This window comes from [Clostridium] ammoniilyticum, assembly GCF_025566905.1.
In the GTDB taxonomy this organism is placed as follows: Bacteria; Bacillota_I; Bacilli_A; order Erysipelotrichales; family Coprobacillaceae; genus Faecalibacillus; species Faecalibacillus intestinalis.
Genome location: NZ_JAOQJR010000003.1, coordinates 93,268 through 109,767 on the forward strand (window position 1 = coordinate 93,268; position 16,500 = coordinate 109,767).

The window sequence follows — 16,500 nt, forward strand, 5'->3', positions numbered from 1 at the left end:
GATAAAGAATGAGAGATTTTTATAAAAATTTGTTGGTAATATTTTGAATTTTCAGTAATTGTCTATGATAAACTATTTACTTATTCTTTATCCGTATTTAATTCTATCATGTTTCTACATAATTTGATAATGATTTACTTATCAATCTAATTTCTACAAAAATAATTGACTTACATAATTTTGAAGTCTATGAAGTATTCTTACGATATAGACATCATCATTCTTTACCATGTAAAAGACAACATAGTTTTTATAATGAACATATCTGTATCCACTGTTTACATCATTTTCAAGATACCATATATTTCCAATATCTGAATGACTCTTTAGATTTTCTATCTTATCTAAAATTCCTGATACTGTATTCTTTGCAGCTATTGGACTACATAATTTATATTTAATATAATCATAAATTTCATCAAGATCTCGTTGTGACTTTGGTGAATAGTGTATCTTATTCATTTTCAAATCTTTCCTTAAAATGTGATCTCATTGAATCTTCATCAATCCAGCCTTCTTCATTTGCTGAAGCTAAGCCTTCATTTAACATTTTCATTACTTCTAGTTCTGCTACCATCTTGTCATACTTTCTCGCCTTTCTTGACATTTCTTCTTGTTCATTTATATCCATAATAGTATAACAACCATGGCCATTTTTTGTTAAATAAACAGGAGAACCAACAGTAACATCTTCAAGTACTGCGCTGTAATTTCTTAAATCAGAGATAGGTTTTATATTTGGCATATTCTCTCCTCCTTTTATTAAAGTCATTATACTATTATTTTACGTCATATTCAACGTAATATACTTCGTAAAATTTCACTTAACCTTTTATCCAATTTTCATTTGTACCATATCGATAATGAGAAGCACCACATACTTCTTCATTTCCAGCACAATGCCCTTCATCTAATAATTGGTTAATTAAAATCTTTACTGAGTAATCGTTGCTATTATAGTAAGACTCGTAATCTTTATAATCTATTGAATGTGTCAGTTCTTTTCCACAATCACATTTAACCCAATATGTCACTCTTAAAATTTTTGTTTGTTCTTCCTTTTGAGTTTGTTGTGCATTAGTAGTATTTCCATTTGATGTTGGCTGACTTGGTGTTACAGAAGACTGATTGCTTTCAACAGGTTGTGCTGGTGTTTGTTTTATTTCAACTTTCTTTTGTATTTTATTTTCATGAGTATTTTGATTACTCGTTTTCTCTTGAGTTTGCACATCACTTTTTACAGATTCTTGTTCTTCCTGAATCGTATTTTCTTCTGCTGTTTGTTTGGAAGTATCATTTACAGTTTCATCACTTTCATCGGTTTCATCTTTAGATACATCCTTTTTCTTTATTTTCTTTTTTGATGCCTCTTTTTGTGAAATAACTTCTTCTTTTTTACTTTCTACATGGTTGTTCATTGGTAGTGCATTACAAACAACCAACAGTGTAGATAATCCAATAGCTATAATACTGCTTTTTTTCATACTTTCTTCATCTCCTTTTATTCATCATTATTTATTTCATATACAGTTTAGACTTCTGTTTACTTATTATCAAATTTACTATTTCCTTTATTAATTTGTAAAAAGCACATTGTGAAAACACCTATTAGTGCACCAATTTGCATTGAAACAATAATAATTATTACTTCCTTCATAATATCCACCTTCCTTCAAAAAAAGACCTATAGTCATTGCTATAGGCCTTTTAAAACATTTAGTTTTGATGTTAACTATTAAATTATTTCATTTTATGGTCTTGGTTTTAATCCATAGTAGATACCTAATCTTTCTGCTTTCCTCATTTGATAAGAATAATACAAGCCTGCAAGCGACAAAGTAGGTATTACATTTGCAAGTGTATCAAAATAGTAAACAACTCCAGATAAAACTGAAGAAAATAATCCAGTTGCTGCTCCTGAACCACTTAATTTATCTAATATATTTTTCACAAATCCGAAATACGTACTAGAAACCATCCCTTGTAATCCAGGTTCCAATTGGCTGTTCATATAATCTATTATTTCTTCTTCTTTTGTTTTTCCATTATCTAAAGCACCAGTAAATGCATTATACATTTTGGCACTTGTTGCTAAAATATCAGTACTATTTGTTATTCCAGCTGCATCAAGAGCTGTTATATATTTTGAATACTCATCATCCATATTTTCTTTTATTGATCCAAGCAATTCATTCATAAGTGTATAATTAGCACCATTTTCAATAAAATTCTTTATTCCGATTGTATAAGTTCTAAATGCTTTATAAATAGCGACACCTGCTTGTGCTTTATAAAATTGTTCATATGCATCTATATCATTTTGCGAAATAATATTTGCATATACAGGATGTCCGAAATTTTTTTCATCTGAAAAACTCTTATCATAGTTTATATTTTCAATATAATGAGAGGTATACAAATACAAAATATATATGCTTTCATCATGATTTCCATCGTTATATTCATTATCATATACAGATCTAATATATTTCATTCGATCTTTTTGTTCCCCTTTAGATGCAGGTGGGTTTCCATCATACAAATCTCCACTTCGTGATGATTGTATATTTACTTTTTTTGGTATAGATGTATCGAATAAATTATTTTTATCTAATGATATAGTATCTAATAATTCATCATCCGTTTGAGTTAGTGTAATTAAATTCAATAATTGTCCCGATGTAATACCAGCTGAATTATACTTATCTGAAATATCGATTATTTGATCAGTCACTTCATTTAATGTAATTTCATCTTCCGCATTTACTGTTGGAATAGTTGTTAATATCATACCAGCCGTAACAATTCCAATAAGTATTTTTTTAATCATAAGTTTTCTCCTTTCTTTTCTCTTAATCAACATCTAAACTAAATAATGTAAACTGATTATAATTATTAAAACGGACAATCTTTTCCTTTTTATTTTGTAATCTTATTAGATAACTATTTTCTTGATTAACTTCATATGAATCTATTTTTCCAATAATATCTTCAATAACTTTAAAATCTTCTCCAATATCATTCTGATTTTTCATCATAAAAGTTGTATATCCCTTATTTCGACGAACGAGCGAATACTCTTTTGTTTCCAAAACATTACACTCTACATATGCTTTCGTCATGTATAAGTAATTTGCTTGTTTGAAGAAAGAAAAACTTAATCCAGATAACAGCAGAGTAATCGTCCAAAAAATAATAGATATCTTCTTAAAATGAAAATCGAGATAAACTAATTTTCGTCTCAACAAAAGTAATGTAAAATAAACTAAACCATCGAAGGATATTATATTAAGATATTTTTCAGCAATGATAAAAAACAACAAAACTGGGTACAAAATCAAAAAATAATTTTCGCCCAATATCTCATACACTCTATCTGATAGTGTTGGATATATATACTTTTTCAAAGACCTCACAAGAATTCACCTCCATTTTATCTTTATTAAATTTTACTATGTAAGCTTTTTCATTGTCAATTTATATAATTATTCACATATATAAAATAAAAATTGTTTATTTTTCTCTTCTATACTAATATTACTTTTCCCAGTAAGATAACAGGAAAGGGGTTCTTAGGGGAAAACCGAGTCACATTTCCCCACAAAAAACAGACTCCCCCTTCACTAAGTCTGCTGAAATAAAATGTACAAAAAATACAGTTATATATGTAACTGTCATCTTTCTTGATCTTTATTTCTTCTTTTTGACCATCCTTTTAAAAGTTTCAATATAACTTCACTTTTTTCTCTAGGCGTATAGTTTTTTGGAAAGTATTCATTAATATCCTCCATTTTAAACGACAATTTTTCTTTCTGATTCGCTTTTTCTTCCGTCATTATTGAATAAATAACATTTTCATCTAGACGATTTTCTCTTGACAACTCCTTCATTCTTATTGTTTGAGCATGTGAGGGTGTTAAATCAAGTCCTTCTATATTTTTTACAACAAGTTGTTGATTTTCTTTTGAAAGATATGAAAGTTCTACAGCAGGATTAAATGCAATCTTTTTTCCATCACTTCTTAAACCATCGACCATATCTCGCAACGGTTCAATTAATTCAGTTAAACGAATAAATCGTTGAATCTGTGTCCTTGTGTTGCCAACATCTTCTGCCAGTTGTTCAATTGAGTACTTATTTTTCAACTTCTGCCCAACTTGGGTAGAAGTTATATCACTTCTTTTACCTTGATGTTTCATTGCATCTAATTTCAATTTGTAAGCAAATCCTCTTTCAGTTGGTAAAATGTTTTCCCTTTGTATATTTGAATCAACCATAATGATTGTTGCTTGGTCATCAGTAAGTTCTCTTACAATAGCCTGTATCTTTTCTTGACCATTTACCATTGCTGCATTCATTCTTCTATGACCAGAAATCATTTCGTATCCGTGACCATTTGGATGTGGTCTTACAAGAACAGGAACTAAAATACCATTTTCTGAAACACTTTTTACAAGTTCAGACATTTGTTCATCATTTCTAACTCTAAACGGATGATTTTTAAACTCCTGAATATCTTCAACAGGAACTTCCATTATCTTTTCTAGTTTTGCCTCCTGTCTTTGTTCTTCGTTGGTAAATAAATCATCGTACGTAGGAACTCTTATGTCGTTTATGCTCTTTTTCGGCATTTAAGATGACCTCCTTTGTAAAAGCTTCATAAGCTTTAGTTGCTGCACCTTTTGGATCATATTGAAATATACTTTCTCCTATTCCTGTACTTTCTGCTGCCTTTGTACATCTTGGAATTGTTGTATCAAATACCTTGATATGACCTCCAAAATTTTCTCTAACTTCGTGTGTGATTTTCTTTGATAGATTGGTTCTTTCATTTGTCATTGTAATCAACACACCTTCAATTTTTAAATCATGGTTAAGGTTTCTTCTAACCATATTAATTGATCTTAATAAGTCAGCCATACCTTCAACAGCATAAGGCTCTGCTTGTACAGTTATAACAACTTTATCTGAAGCAGTAAGAGCATTAATAGGTAGATTATCCAGTGACGGATTTGTATCTATAATGACATAATCATAATCATCTTTTACGGTATCAATAAATCTTTTCAATACCGTTTCTCTACACATAGCACTTTCTAATTTAGAATTTATTCCTGCAAGAGAAATATTTGATGGAACAATATCAACATTTTCATTACTGTGAAGTATTAGCTGTTCTCTATCAAGTGGTATATCTTCAATAACTGATACAATAACATCCTTCATAGATAAAGGATATTGTGTTCTGTCATAAAATCCAAATGCTTTTGTTGAATGTCCTTGTGGATCTAAATCTAACAGCAATACCTTTTTGTTATTTAATGCAAGACATGCACTTAAACTAACAGATGTCATTGTTTTACCTACACCACCCTTTTGATTTGCAATTGCTATTACTTTGCTCATTTGTAATCACTCCTATCTTTATATATAGCATTAAATTAACCTCCTTTCTTTTTTGCCAATCAATGATTGGCTATGTAAAAAAGCCATCTACTATGATGACTTTTAGATGCTATCTTTCTTGTTGTTTATGTTTTGTATTTTTACTGTAGTCTTTTAATGGAACTTTCTTATCCATTACATGCTCTCTAAGTTTAAAAAAATTATCATGACTTTCAGAAGCAATGATATAGTCAAAACAGAATTTTCCTCTGTCAGCTGATGGTTCAACTGTGCTTAAATACCTTTTATTATTAAAAGAAGAATATATAAAAGCATCTCCAACCACTAAATCTTTAGCAAGTCTTATATTACCCTCATAGAATAAAACGAATGGTGGACATGCAATTTGTTTCAAAACTGTAGGATAGTTGTTATCTAAAATTGTTACATACTTTGTTTTCAATCCTCTTTTTAATTTAATAAATTCATTTTCATCTACAGGAACTTTTGCTTTTATATCATTATATATTTTTTCAAAGTCACCATCATGCTTCAAAGCAAAATAAAGCAATACATTATTCATAAGTTCATCACCTCCTTTATATGAAAAAAGGAGATCCATTTTGAATCTCCTTTGCTTATTAAATTGTTTACTTAGTTCCTTTTAATTTCTAATATGTTATCTAGTTTGTTAGAAAAGTCCTATTTTTGTTAGAAAAAAAATCAAAAAAAGTTCTTAACTTCATTAGAAAGAAAAAAGGATATTTAATAAGTAATAATACCTATCAAACATCCTATTTTTAATAGAAAAACCAATAAAAATGGCGGTACTTATGGGATTCGAACCCATGACCCTGTGCTCCGGAGGCACATACTCTATCCAACTGAGCTAAAGTACCATATATTTTTTGTAGAAATTATAATCATTTTAGCTAAACACCCGTTTACGCTCCGGAGACGTACGCTTTATCCAGCTAAGCTATAGCACCAGCAAATATATTCTATCATATTAGAGATAAATAATGTATCAAATATAGTATTTTAAATCAATATTTGTTAGAATGTCATCCATGGGGTGAGGTTATGAAAAAAGGAATTATTATTACATTATTAGGTGGTACATTTTGGGGTATTTCAGGAACCATGGGACAGTTTCTATTTCAAACTTATCATTTAAATACAATGTGGCTTACAACATTGCGTATGATCTTTGCAGGAATCATTCTATTAAGTGTTTGTTTTATCAAAGATACAAAAAAGACATTAAGTATTTGGAATAATAAAAATGATGTCTTTCAACTTATTTTGTTTGCACTATTAGGATTAATGTTTTGTCAATATTCCTATATGACAACAATCTATTATTCAAACAGTTCAACCGCAGCTATACTACAATACTTGAATCCAATCTTTATTATGTTCTATACATGTCTTGTTTGTAAAAGACTTCCTTATAAAAAAGAACTTCTTTGTGTTATTTTAGCTTTTGGTGGAACCTTCATCCTAGCAACACATGGAAATATTCATGAAATGATCTTATCTTTTGAAGGATTGTTTTGGGGAGTGATGGCAGGATTGGCTGCTTCATTTTATTCATTGCTTCCTCGACATATCATGAATAAATACGGCAGTTTGATTCCTACAGGCTATGCCATGATTATAGGTGGCGTCGTATTAGGAATAATTGGCCGTGTTTGGAATATCTCTGTTTCTTTAGATATCTATGGCTATTTAGCAATGGTAGGAATTATTGTTATCGGAACTGTTTTAGCTTTTTCAATGTATCTTATAGGAGTCAATCTTATTGGACCTATGAGAGCTTCATTAATTGCTGCAGTTGAACCATTAAGTGCAACGATTTGCATGTGTTTATGGTTACATTCTCCTTTTACATTAATGGATGTATTAGGTTTTATTATGGTTATGTCTACAATCTTTATATTATCTTATAAAAAGAAAGCTTCATAAAAATGACATAAAGTATTTAACTTTTTGCCATTTTTTTATGATTTAAAATATTTTTCTATTTCTAAAACTTTATCTTTAGAAACTTTTAACAATTCAACCGCTTTTGAAAATGAAATACTTAAGCTATTCATCAAATCTGTAATCAGTTCAATATTTTTCTTTTTTGTCCTTGTACTAATCCTTTTTCTATATTTTCTCTCGCTATCATTTTTCCTAAATCACACATCTTTTCAACCTCCTTCTCTATTTCTTCAAATCCATATTCTTTCATGATCTCTTTCTTTTTCAAAAGATCATATGTATTATTTAAAAAGATGACTAACGGTGCCTTGATCCAATCACTACCCTCATACTTCTCTTTGATATCATAATCTTTATTTAAGTATACCATAATCTGTTCGCTTTTATCATAACTTTCTAACCTTTCAATAGTACTTCCACTGATATTTTCTAATTTAGAACTTATTCGATTGACATGTCCATCTCCTTTTTTAGCTGCCTGTGGCAGTATCCATATCACATAGGCTTTTTTCATCCCATCATAATTTCGATAATCCTATTCTTTACCATTTTGACTGGTAATTATTCTTGAAAGATAATCATTTCCTCTTGTAAGCAAAGCATAGCCAGGATTCTCTACATTTTGTATTTCTACATCCAGTTAGATTCTTTTCATTGTTCCATCAACTTGTGACAGATTGATATAACAGAAATAATCAAATTCTACTTTTCAATGATGAGGTATATCAATAACATTATTGAGTTGTTGAAAATAATAATTTCCTTCCTGATCTTTCTTTCCTTTAATAATTTCAATGATTTCTTCTAAAGAGACATCCTTAGCTTCTTTAACAAAGCCTTTGGTGATTCTTCCTAAAGTTTCTGGATGTCCTAATATTCTTTTACAGAGTTTATCGAGCATGATAATATGATCATTTGATGTAATTTCTAGTACTTGGTCCATTTAATTTATCCCTCCTATTATTATATAGACAATTTTTTGACGTTTTTCTTTAAAAAAAGAAAAACTTTCAAAGCTTTTACTTTGAAAGTTAAATCAAATCTAAATCTTTTAAAATATGAAGTCCTTCTTGAATAGCACCATTTCCACCTGTTTTAGTAAGTGTATAGGTTGCTGCTTCTTTAGCCTCCTTACATCCATTAGCTGGTGTAAAACTATAAGGAAATCCTTTTAACATACATACATCATTTAAACCATCTCCAAAAGTTGCTACTTCATCAAGAGTCAATCCTTTTAATTTTAAAACTTCTCTTAACATAATTCCTTTATCATAATCATCACAAGTAATTTCAATATTATCTTCATATGATGAAGAAATGTTTAAATGAGGTATACAATCTAAAAGTTCTCTTACGCCCTTTGCTTCTTCAGGATTTAAATGTCTAGCATCTACTTTTAAAGGAAGTGCTCCTTGTTGATAAATTTCATCAATTGAAGAAACCGACGTACAATCATTTAAATATCCCCATCTTCTAAAGAATGTCGTATTTGGAAGGTCTTCTAAAGTAACGCCCTCACGACCTTTCATTAATAATTTAACATGTAAGTCCCAATAACTTTCAAAATCTGTTAAAATATATTTTCCTTTTGTTGTATGAATAGAAATATGATAATTATGTTTTTGTAAAATAGGAATCATCTTTCTAAAAGCATCTTCATCCATTGGATGCACAATATTTTTAGTTCCTTCAATATTTCGATATTGTGTCCCATTATTAATAATCAAATCTCCATCTACATGAGACTTTTCAATCATATCAAGCATCATATTCATATCTCTACCTGAAGCAAACATAAATTCAATGCCCTTTTTTTTATAAAAATCAATTTCTTTAATATCATCATCATAAAAATGATTATCTCTATCAATACTTGTTCCATCAACATCTAATACAACTAATTTAATCATTCTAATTCCCTCTATTTTCCAAATCTATCTTTTAATTTATCAAACAAACTTTGTGAAATACCAAATTTTTTACACATTTCTTTAACATATTGATCAACTTCTTCATTAGACATATTCTTAAGTCTTTCTTCATCAATACCTAAACTTTCCATCGTTGATTTCATTTGATCATACATTCCTGTATCACCATTTTGATAATTACTCATCATTTCATCGACCCAACGTTTAGCCCCTTCTAATTGCTGGTTTTCTTGACTATCTTGTTGATCAAAGAAACTTTGTGCTTCATTTAAAGCATCAATTTCATCACTATCCAATCCTAAACTTTCAAAGAAATCTAAACAATAACGACATAAAGAACGACATTCATCTTGATAATCTAAATCTTTAAGTTCTTTTGCCATTTCTAATTCATGTTCAATATCTTTAATTTGTTGGAAGTGTTGTTCGTTAAGTTCTAAATCTTCATAAACATCTTCTTTTAAATCATTTAAAACAATTGGTACAAAGTATTCTACTTTTTCATAAGCTGACATTTCATAATGAACAGGCATTTCTAAAATTTCACTTAAACATTCAATAAATCCTTTTAAATTTAAATATTTATTTTTAAAAACAAAAGTATTTGCTTTTGTTTTGATTTTCGCATAAAAATCAAAACCTTCTTCTTTTTTTACTAGTACTAATTCTTCTATATCTTCATATAAAAAGGAATGAGGCTCTTTAAAACAAAAATAAACACCTTGATCTGTAAAAATCATTCCTTGACTACCATCATCGCTGGCATCAACAAATCCAAGTACTTGATAATCTGTGGTACTTCCATATAAATAAAGTGCTTTAGAGATTTGTGACGGTATATTTTGTTGATTGTAAAATGTTGCTTCATTTACAATATTTTCATCTAAGTTTTCTAATATGATTTCTTTTTCCATTTTTATCACCTTCTAATACTTTACTATAAATTTGAATGAATGCAAAGAAAAAATCCTTAATTGCTTAAGGATTTTGAATACATTTTCTTACTTGTAAAAAATGCGACAACTAAAATAACAAAAGTGATATCAAAAGGACTGTTATAAAATAAGATTGAAATCAATAATGATATAACAATACTTACTATTTCAATGATAAAAGGTTGAAATGAAACTTGATATCGTTTAATCAATTGTCTTTGATTTAAAAGCTGCTTAACACTTATAACAAGCATAATGACTGCTACTAATAAATCAATATAATAATTAATTAAATAATGATTTCCTACCAATTCTTTAACAAAAAGAAGCACAATATATATACACATGGTAAGTAATATTCCAGACATTTCATATTTATTAGAATCTCTTTGTTTTAATTGATTGATTTTTTCTTTGTAATTTATTTTTCTATCTATTTGATCAACAAATGCTTGACTTCCTTTAGTCATCACTTGTTGAACTGTTTTTCCTTGATCTTGAAAAGATTTCATTTGATCAAGAATTTCAGAAAGTAAAATATTTGTCTTTAAAACATCTTTTCGTTTTTTAAACAAGCATTTTTCAATTTCTTGATAACATTTAAAATAATCATCATTTAAACTTTTTACTTTAACACTATTTTCAAAATATAAATCATACTTCTTTTCTTTCATCTTAATCTACCTTTAACGAATGACTATTTACTTCGCTAATATGACTATTAAAGAACTCTGTCATGACTTGAATCATATAATAAGTATCTTTAATACCAGCAGTTTCATATGTAGAGTGCATTGCAAGTTGTGGTAAACCGATATCTACACTATTCATAGAAACTTGTGCCATTGCGATATTTCCTAAAGTACTTCCTCCCGCTTCATCTGAACGATTTGCGAAGAATTGTACAGGTACATTGGCTTTTTTACATAAATCTTTAAATACTGCAACACTTACCGCATCGCTTGTATATTTTTGACCTGCGTGAGATTTTACAACAATTCCTTCATTCATATAAACACAGTTTGTTGCGTCTGTTTTTTGTGGATGATGTGGATGAACTGCATGTGCATTATCAGCAGATAACATAAAACTTGAAGCAATTGCACAATAGAAATCTTCTTCTGTTTTTCCAAGTGCACTGTTAGCACGTTTTAAAACATCATATAAAAGTGTTGAAGCAGCTCCTTGTTTTGTTCCTGAACCAACTTCTTCGTTATCAAAGCAAGCTAATACATCAATTGATTGATCATTTCCACCAGCTAAGAATCCTTTTAATGAAGTAAAAGCACATTGTAAATCATCTAAATGTTGGCTTGAAATAAATTCATCGTTAGCTCCCCAGATAGATGGCGCTGTACGATTATATAGATATAAATCACTACCATAAATATCTTCTACTTGAACTCCTGCTTCTTTAGCAACGAGTTTCATAAAGTCACCTGGTTTACAATCAGCCCCGCCAAATAAAGGAAGCATATCAATTTGTTTATTATATGCATAACCATCATTGACCGCTCTGTTCATATGAATAGCCATATTTGGAATTAAAACTAAATCACGATCAATATTAATTAATTGTGTTTTTAATTCATTTCCATCTTTAATTAATAAACGTCCAGCAATAGATAATGGTTTATCAAACCAAGTTGAACAAATCATTCCTCCATAACCTTCTGTATTTAATTGTGTGTATTTACCCTTTACTTCTAATTCAGCATTTTCTTTTAATTTGAAAGTTGGGCAATCACTATGTGAAGCAGCAACATTAAAACTATAATTTTCTAAATTGCTTCCGACCTTTAAAGCAATAATACTTGAATTATTACGAGTAACATAATATTTTCCACCTGGAGCCATTTTCCAAGGTTTTCCCTCTAATAATTCAACAAATCCATCTTTGTTTAATTCTTTTTTAATGTTTTCAACAGCATGGAATGCTGTAGGACTTTTTTGTAAAAAATCTAATAATTCTTCTGAAATTCCCCTATACATTTTCTAACACCTCTTCTATATTTTATCACAATTATTCTGTAATAGCGTTGGCTTTTTCTCTTTTAGCAATAGCTGGTAAAATTAATCCTAACGCTGTTAATACAATTGGCGTAATAATATTTAAAACTAAAGTAAATAAATCAGTTGAGTATACACCCATGATACAACATGCAGCTGTTACAAAGAAACACCAACCACCAAAGAATAAAGCAACTGGTTGACTCTTAACAAAGCGATAATCAGCTGGGATCTTATCATAGGCTTTTCTTAAACCAATATAAGCTAGAAATACCCAAACATAACGCATTGGCATACATACTGAATTTAATTTATTTAATTGGGCTAATACTCCAGCAGCCCCTTTTCCACCAATGATTTGAATTAAAATAATACTTCCAGATAAAGCCACAACCATTTTAATTCCATTAACATAAGCACCATATTTGTTTTGTTTTAATAATTTAGATGGAATAAATTGTCTAGCATCTTCATTATCTAATAACATTCTAAGTGGTGCATCAATACTTAATACTAATGTTGAGAATTGTCCAATCATATTACATAATGCGTAAATAATTAGTAATGCATCTCCCATATGATAGTATTGACCTAATTTTTGGAATGACCAGTAAGCACCATTTGATACATAAGAATTAAATGATTCTGGTGATGCATTGATTACAGTTGGATCAAACATCATACCCATAGCAAATGTACCTAAAATAGCACATACCATAACCATGATTGCAAGTGCAATCATCCCTTTTGGGAATCCTTTTGAAGGATTTTCTACTTTATTTACATAAGGTGAAATTTTTTCACACCCACCAACTGCAAATACCAAAATAGAAAGTGATGTAAAATAATTGACATTAAATTGTGGAACAATTTTGTCAAAACTAAAATCTAATGATAAATATCCCCCATTTGGATTAATTGCTGGTGCAGCAAACATCATTAAGATATATAAGATTGACATAACGAACATACTTGTTCCTGCAACTGTTGCTAATTGTTTAAGTGGGTTTAACCCTCTACTAGCAAACCAACAGAAAAATAAGAATACTGCAAGTGTAGCAAGTTGCACATATAATGTTGGAAGTGAATCATAAACTTCAGCATTTCTAAAAATTGCCCAGCTTAATGCTTTTAAACCTCCACTACCTTTACTTGCAATATAAGTAACGTGACATGCCCAATATGTCCATCCAGCATAGTATGCAAGTTTAGGACCAAATGTTTCATGTACCCAAGAACTTACTCCTCCACCAGAATTTTTAAACGCAGACCCTAGTTCTCCCACCATTAAAGCGTAAGGAACAAAATAAAGTGCGAACATTAATACCCAACTAAAAACTACTTGGATACCATTGAAGTAGATAAAGCCATTTAAAACGTTTCCAAATCCCCAAACAGTAGAAAACGCCATGAAAGCTAAACCATACCACTTGATTTTTTTTGAATCTTCCATGATTTTACCTCCGTATTTTTTGAATAACTTAGGTCGTTTATTCTTAAATAAAATACAAACATTGTACTTCACAATAAACAATTATATCGTATTATGTCGATAAATGCTATATATTTTATTTCATTGTGCTCTTTTTTAGACATTTATCCGTAAATTGTCTAAAAAAGCATACATTTATCCCAAAATATAATATTCTATTTTTATCATCAATAAACTTTTATTATTATTCATTTCTATTTAACACCAAATATTTACCTTTTAAACACCTATTTATTTCATCAAACACATGCCCGCTTTGTTAATATAAATCAAAAGAGGTGACAAATATGGAAAATACATTATATTTTAAAGACATGATTCATTGTGACCAAAATAACCATCCTAAAAAAATCTACAAAGTAGAATATTCTAAAATGTTGATAGAAATTTTAGATAGTGATCACATTCAGGGTAGACCCTTCTATTTTAGCAGTCCTCATTCTAGAGACAATTTCATCAAACAAATTAAAGATCATATTTTAAGAATCAATTATGAAGAGCTCGAACAAATACAGCACTATTGGAAAAAGAACATAAAATAATTATGAGAGGTTTTGCCTCTCTTTTTTTTATCACTCAATAATTGCCCATTTTTTACTTTTCTCCCAAATGACATGCTGTTTTGGGAAAAAAGTAAAAAATTGTGAGAAAAAAGTTATTGGTTGCCCAATAACTTAAAGTATCTTTTTAAAATACAAAACATCATCCATCGGATTATGATAATACGCCTCACGTTCAACAAATCCTACCTTTTTATAAAGATGAATTGCTGATTGTAAAGGAATAATCGTATCCAACACCATTTCTATATAACCTGCTTTTTTAGCATACTCTAAAATTTCTAAAACAAGCTTTTTACCTAATTTATTTTCTCTATATTTTGGTTTTACATACAAGCATTTCATTTCACAGTGACTCTTTGAATGGCGATGATAGGCAACCATTCCTATCACCTTTTTCATCTTCTACAGCTACTAAAATTTCTCCTTCAGGAGCTGTATATTTTTTTGCTGGATTTCCTAATTCTTCATCAATATTTTGAAAAGATAAATCACGTCCCAAACGCTTTGTATATTCTATAATTAATTCTTTTACTTGATCTAAATAATCAACACCATTACATATTTCTATAAAATCCTCTGATTTCAAACTAATTTTTTTCATATATATTTTCTATTATCTTTGTATCATCCCATATTTTTGAACTTTCAAAAGCGATTACTTTTTCTTTTCCTTTTAAAATAAAATCATGTTTTTGGATATCTACAAGGTCTTTATTTTGATAAAAGAAAACAATAGCTTCCCCATAACATTTCTTTTTATCATTTTTTGTTTTCTTAATGCATTCATTTAATTGTTGTAAAGAAATATCAGTTATACGATCGATATCAAAATTATTATACTCTTGATATTGGGTACTTTCTTTTGCTTCTATTTCGTCATAATAAGTATCTTTAAATTCCTCTTTTTTAAAGATAAAAGCAGTTTCTTTATTTACCGGTAAACATTTAATTTTTTGATCTTTTAATGATAGATCAATTGGTTTATTTGAAGTATTTTTTAAAATCAAAATAACTTGATCATCTATTTTCTTTGTTTCAAATGAATATAATTTATTTTGTGGATGACATCCTGTAAAAAGTGTTATCAAAATCATGAATGCACATATTTTTATAATCAATTTTTTCATAACTTTTCTTCCTTTTTATATAATCTACGTCGAAGTAAAACTTCTAAAATAAGATCAATAAATACTGTTACAAGATATATTGGATAATAATCCCAATATTTATCTTTTACTCTATTCATTTCATGAATTGGATTTTGTATAAAAGCTAATGCAATCAACAGTATTCCTAAAACATTAGAAATTCTAATAATGATCAATCCATAGTTATTTTCCTTATTTAGCAATTGTATAATTTGTCCTACAATACGTATAAGAAAAATAATTTCTATCGCTATCCAATAAAACATAAAATTTCATCCTTTCCTTTACATGCAGGCAAGAGAAAGCCAAATCAATGAAAGACAAAATACAACTACTGCTATTAAAAATAAAGTAACCCATAAAGCATATTTTCCAATATTTCTTTTCATATTTTTCTCCTTATTATAATTTTTAAAAGGTTTTATTATATATTTACTTACTTTTCAACAATACAATGGTTATTAAAATATTATTTTTCTATCAAAAAGTTTATTGCTTCTTTGGCGTTTGAAATAGGATAATAGGGTGTGCTTTTCTTTGTATTATCTTTATATTCTATTTCTAAACCTTTTTTATTTCCTTTTTTTGGTAAACTTCGATAATAATATCCTGAATAATCTTTTGCATTTTGATCATTAAACTCTAAAAACACTCCTTTTGCATAATAAAATACATAGCCTTCAAATTCTGGAGATACATATCGAAAACCTTCTAATTGTCCATCTTTTAAAAAACGTACTGCTACAAATTCTTGACAAGCTTTTTTATTGTCATCTTTTGATAAAAATATGTGATATTCAAAATAATCACCTAAACTACTTCTGCCTCCTATCAATCGATGATCTCCCATATATTTTTTAACATCTTCTTCTGTAAAATTGCTATTCAAATCCATAAACATTTTTTGATAAGGGCTATATTTTATGATTGTTTTAGTATCATCTAATAAAATATCCTTATTAGATTTTACACTACATCCACCTAATATTACTCCCATAACAAACAGTAATAAAATCATTTTTGCTTTCATTTTATTTCACCCTTCCT

23 protein-coding genes and 1 tRNA gene are annotated in these 16,500 nt (G+C 28.8%); 2 read left to right on the forward strand and 22 right to left on the reverse strand.

From position 1 onward, the window contains the following. Positions 1-153: 153 nt before the first annotated feature. The 10 genes from OCV55_RS03990 to OCV55_RS04030 all read right to left on the reverse strand — a co-directional run bounded on the left by OCV55_RS03990 (position 154) and on the right by OCV55_RS04030 (position 6,284). A complete protein-coding gene (locus OCV55_RS03990; RefSeq protein WP_032089824.1) occupies positions 154-462 on the reverse strand; it encodes a type II toxin-antitoxin system RelE/ParE family toxin in 309 nt (102 codons plus the stop codon). Beyond that, positions 455-745 (reverse strand): hypothetical protein, encoded by a 291-nt coding sequence (locus tag OCV55_RS03995; protein ID WP_032089823.1) that lies wholly within the window; start codon positions 743-745, stop codon positions 455-457. The genes OCV55_RS03990 and OCV55_RS03995 overlap by 8 nt, the downstream gene beginning before the upstream one ends. A 79-nt stretch (positions 746-824) precedes the next feature. After that, the gene (locus tag OCV55_RS04000) at positions 825-1,484 is read right to left on the reverse strand and encodes a hypothetical protein (RefSeq protein ID WP_147579874.1); all 660 of its coding nucleotides are present in this window, start codon (positions 1,482-1,484) and stop codon (positions 825-827) included. Between the two features lie 59 nt (positions 1,485-1,543). Further along, entirely contained in the window at positions 1,544-1,657 is a 114-nt protein-coding gene (locus tag OCV55_RS14075; RefSeq protein ID WP_370747613.1) for a DUF3789 domain-containing protein, read from the reverse strand. Positions 1,658-1,750: 93 nt separating this feature from the next. Then, positions 1,751-2,830 carry a hypothetical protein gene (locus OCV55_RS04005; RefSeq protein ID WP_147579875.1) on the reverse strand — a complete coding sequence of 360 codons (1,080 nt, stop codon included), beginning with the start codon at positions 2,828-2,830 and terminating at the stop codon, positions 1,751-1,753. 22 nt (positions 2,831-2,852) lie between these two features. Continuing rightward, positions 2,853-3,038 carry a hypothetical protein gene (locus OCV55_RS04010; RefSeq protein WP_147338256.1) on the reverse strand — a complete coding sequence of 62 codons (186 nt, stop codon included), beginning with the start codon at positions 3,036-3,038 and terminating at the stop codon, positions 2,853-2,855. Positions 3,039-3,674: 636 nt separating this feature from the next. Next, positions 3,675-4,631 (reverse strand): ParB/RepB/Spo0J family partition protein, encoded by a 957-nt coding sequence (locus tag OCV55_RS04015; RefSeq protein ID WP_147579876.1) that lies wholly within the window; start codon positions 4,629-4,631, stop codon positions 3,675-3,677. Continuing rightward, positions 4,585-5,406 (reverse strand): ParA family protein, encoded by an 822-nt coding sequence (locus tag OCV55_RS04020; RefSeq protein WP_147579877.1) that lies wholly within the window; start codon positions 5,404-5,406, stop codon positions 4,585-4,587. The genes OCV55_RS04015 and OCV55_RS04020 overlap by 47 nt, the downstream gene beginning before the upstream one ends. Positions 5,407-5,515: 109 nt before the next feature. After that, positions 5,516-5,968, reverse strand: coding sequence for a hypothetical protein (locus tag OCV55_RS04025; RefSeq protein ID WP_147358335.1), 453 nt, complete (start codon positions 5,966-5,968; stop codon positions 5,516-5,518). Between the two features lie 239 nt (positions 5,969-6,207). Further along, positions 6,208-6,284 (reverse strand) — tRNA-Arg (locus OCV55_RS04030). A 184-nt stretch (positions 6,285-6,468) separates the two neighbouring features. Here OCV55_RS04030 and OCV55_RS04035 point away from each other — a divergent pair. Beyond that, the gene (locus OCV55_RS04035; protein ID WP_147579878.1) at positions 6,469-7,353 is read left to right on the forward strand and encodes a DMT family transporter; all 885 of its coding nucleotides are present in this window, start codon (positions 6,469-6,471) and stop codon (positions 7,351-7,353) included. 142 nt (positions 7,354-7,495) lie between these two features. On the opposite strand, the gene OCV55_RS04040 is transcribed toward OCV55_RS04035, so the two are convergent. From OCV55_RS04040 to OCV55_RS04070, 7 genes are all read right to left on the reverse strand, one after another. Then, a complete protein-coding gene (locus OCV55_RS04040; RefSeq protein ID WP_147579879.1) occupies positions 7,496-7,888 on the reverse strand; it encodes a hypothetical protein in 393 nt (130 codons plus the stop codon). Between the two features lie 195 nt (positions 7,889-8,083). After that, complete coding sequence (locus OCV55_RS04045; protein WP_147579880.1) at positions 8,084-8,317, reverse strand: hypothetical protein; 234 nt, start codon at positions 8,315-8,317, stop codon at positions 8,084-8,086. Positions 8,318-8,405: 88 nt separating this feature from the next. Next, positions 8,406-9,284, reverse strand: a complete 879-nt coding sequence (locus tag OCV55_RS04050; RefSeq protein ID WP_147579881.1) for an HAD hydrolase family protein — start codon at positions 9,282-9,284, stop codon at positions 8,406-8,408. Between the two features lie 11 nt (positions 9,285-9,295). Beyond that, complete coding sequence (locus tag OCV55_RS04055) at positions 9,296-10,219, reverse strand: hypothetical protein (RefSeq protein ID WP_147579882.1); 924 nt, start codon at positions 10,217-10,219, stop codon at positions 9,296-9,298. 56 nt (positions 10,220-10,275) lie between these two features. After that, the gene (locus OCV55_RS04060; protein WP_052011132.1) at positions 10,276-10,914 is read right to left on the reverse strand and encodes a hypothetical protein; all 639 of its coding nucleotides are present in this window, start codon (positions 10,912-10,914) and stop codon (positions 10,276-10,278) included. Between the two features lies 1 nt (position 10,915). Then, positions 10,916-12,232: a M18 family aminopeptidase gene (locus OCV55_RS04065; RefSeq protein WP_147579883.1), complete on the reverse strand. Its 1,317-nt coding sequence runs from the start codon at positions 12,230-12,232 to the stop codon at positions 10,916-10,918. 31 nt (positions 12,233-12,263) lie between these two features. Next, on the reverse strand, positions 12,264-13,703 hold the full coding sequence (locus OCV55_RS04070) for an amino acid permease (RefSeq protein WP_147579884.1): 1,440 nt from the start codon (positions 13,701-13,703) through the stop codon (positions 12,264-12,266). A 326-nt stretch (positions 13,704-14,029) separates the two neighbouring features. Here OCV55_RS04070 and OCV55_RS04075 point away from each other — a divergent pair, with 326 nt between their 5' ends. Beyond that, positions 14,030-14,284 carry a hypothetical protein gene (locus OCV55_RS04075; RefSeq protein WP_147579885.1) on the forward strand — a complete coding sequence of 85 codons (255 nt, stop codon included), beginning with the start codon at positions 14,030-14,032 and terminating at the stop codon, positions 14,282-14,284. 132 nt (positions 14,285-14,416) lie between these two features. Here the strand turns inward: OCV55_RS04075 and OCV55_RS04080 are convergent, their stop codons facing one another. From OCV55_RS04080 to OCV55_RS04100, 5 genes are all read right to left on the reverse strand, one after another. Further along, entirely contained in the window at positions 14,417-14,686 is a 270-nt protein-coding gene (locus OCV55_RS04080) for a GNAT family N-acetyltransferase (RefSeq protein ID WP_267309810.1), read from the reverse strand. Further along, positions 14,649-14,906, reverse strand: a complete 258-nt coding sequence (locus OCV55_RS04085; protein ID WP_267309811.1) for a hypothetical protein — start codon at positions 14,904-14,906, stop codon at positions 14,649-14,651. Before OCV55_RS04085 ends, OCV55_RS04080 begins: the two co-directional genes overlap by 38 nt. Then, complete coding sequence (locus tag OCV55_RS04090; RefSeq protein WP_147579886.1) at positions 14,893-15,432, reverse strand: hypothetical protein; 540 nt, start codon at positions 15,430-15,432, stop codon at positions 14,893-14,895. The genes OCV55_RS04085 and OCV55_RS04090 overlap by 14 nt, the downstream gene beginning before the upstream one ends. Beyond that, positions 15,429-15,719, reverse strand: coding sequence for a hypothetical protein (locus OCV55_RS04095; protein WP_147579887.1), 291 nt, complete (start codon positions 15,717-15,719; stop codon positions 15,429-15,431). The genes OCV55_RS04090 and OCV55_RS04095 overlap by 4 nt, the downstream gene beginning before the upstream one ends. A gap of 203 nt (positions 15,720-15,922) precedes the next feature. Beyond that, positions 15,923-16,483, reverse strand: a complete 561-nt coding sequence (locus tag OCV55_RS04100) for a hypothetical protein (protein WP_032091478.1) — start codon at positions 16,481-16,483, stop codon at positions 15,923-15,925. Between the last annotated feature and the right edge of the window lie 17 nt (positions 16,484-16,500).

Coding starts and splice junctions, on each gene's coding strand:
- OCV55_RS04060 (WP_052011132.1), bottom strand. CDS start 10,914: ATGAAAGAAAAGAAGTATGATTTATATTTTGAAAATAGTGTTAAAGTA.
- OCV55_RS04055 (WP_147579882.1), bottom strand. CDS start 10,219: ATGGAAAAAGAAATCATATTAGAAAACTTAGATGAAAATATTGTAAAT.
- OCV55_RS04045 (WP_147579880.1), bottom strand. CDS start 8,317: ATGGACCAAGTACTAGAAATTACATCAAATGATCATATTATCATGCTC.
- OCV55_RS04000 (WP_147579874.1), bottom strand. CDS start 1,484: ATGAAAAAAAGCAGTATTATAGCTATTGGATTATCTACACTGTTGGTT.
- OCV55_RS04080 (WP_267309810.1), bottom strand. CDS start 14,686: ATGGTTGCCTATCATCGCCATTCAAAGAGTCACTGTGAAATGAAATGC.
- OCV55_RS04005 (WP_147579875.1), bottom strand. CDS start 2,830: ATGATTAAAAAAATACTTATTGGAATTGTTACGGCTGGTATGATATTA.
- OCV55_RS04100 (WP_032091478.1), bottom strand. CDS start 16,483: ATGAAAGCAAAAATGATTTTATTACTGTTTGTTATGGGAGTAATATTA.
- OCV55_RS04090 (WP_147579886.1), bottom strand. CDS start 15,432: ATGAAAAAATTGATTATAAAAATATGTGCATTCATGATTTTGATAACA.
- OCV55_RS04050 (WP_147579881.1), bottom strand. CDS start 9,284: ATGATTAAATTAGTTGTATTAGATGTTGATGGAACAAGTATTGATAGA.
- OCV55_RS04025 (WP_147358335.1), bottom strand. CDS start 5,968: ATGAATAATGTATTGCTTTATTTTGCTTTGAAGCATGATGGTGACTTT.
- OCV55_RS14075 (WP_370747613.1), bottom strand. CDS start 1,657: ATGAAGGAAGTAATAATTATTATTGTTTCAATGCAAATTGGTGCACTA.
- OCV55_RS04040 (WP_147579879.1), bottom strand. CDS start 7,888: ATGAAAAAAGCCTATGTGATATGGATACTGCCACAGGCAGCTAAAAAA.
- OCV55_RS04070 (WP_147579884.1), bottom strand. CDS start 13,703: ATGGAAGATTCAAAAAAAATCAAGTGGTATGGTTTAGCTTTCATGGCG.
- OCV55_RS04020 (WP_147579877.1), bottom strand. CDS start 5,406: ATGAGCAAAGTAATAGCAATTGCAAATCAAAAGGGTGGTGTAGGTAAA.
- OCV55_RS04015 (WP_147579876.1), bottom strand. CDS start 4,631: ATGCCGAAAAAGAGCATAAACGACATAAGAGTTCCTACGTACGATGAT.
- OCV55_RS04085 (WP_267309811.1), bottom strand. CDS start 14,906: ATGAAAAAAATTAGTTTGAAATCAGAGGATTTTATAGAAATATGTAAT.
- OCV55_RS04035 (WP_147579878.1), top strand. CDS start 6,469: ATGAAAAAAGGAATTATTATTACATTATTAGGTGGTACATTTTGGGGT.
- OCV55_RS04065 (WP_147579883.1), bottom strand. CDS start 12,232: ATGTATAGGGGAATTTCAGAAGAATTATTAGATTTTTTACAAAAAAGT.
- OCV55_RS03995 (WP_032089823.1), bottom strand. CDS start 745: ATGCCAAATATAAAACCTATCTCTGATTTAAGAAATTACAGCGCAGTA.
- OCV55_RS03990 (WP_032089824.1), bottom strand. CDS start 462: ATGAATAAGATACACTATTCACCAAAGTCACAACGAGATCTTGATGAA.
- OCV55_RS04010 (WP_147338256.1), bottom strand. CDS start 3,038: ATGATGAAAAATCAGAATGATATTGGAGAAGATTTTAAAGTTATTGAA.
- OCV55_RS04075 (WP_147579885.1), top strand. CDS start 14,030: ATGGAAAATACATTATATTTTAAAGACATGATTCATTGTGACCAAAAT.
- OCV55_RS04095 (WP_147579887.1), bottom strand. CDS start 15,719: ATGTTTTATTGGATAGCGATAGAAATTATTTTTCTTATACGTATTGTA.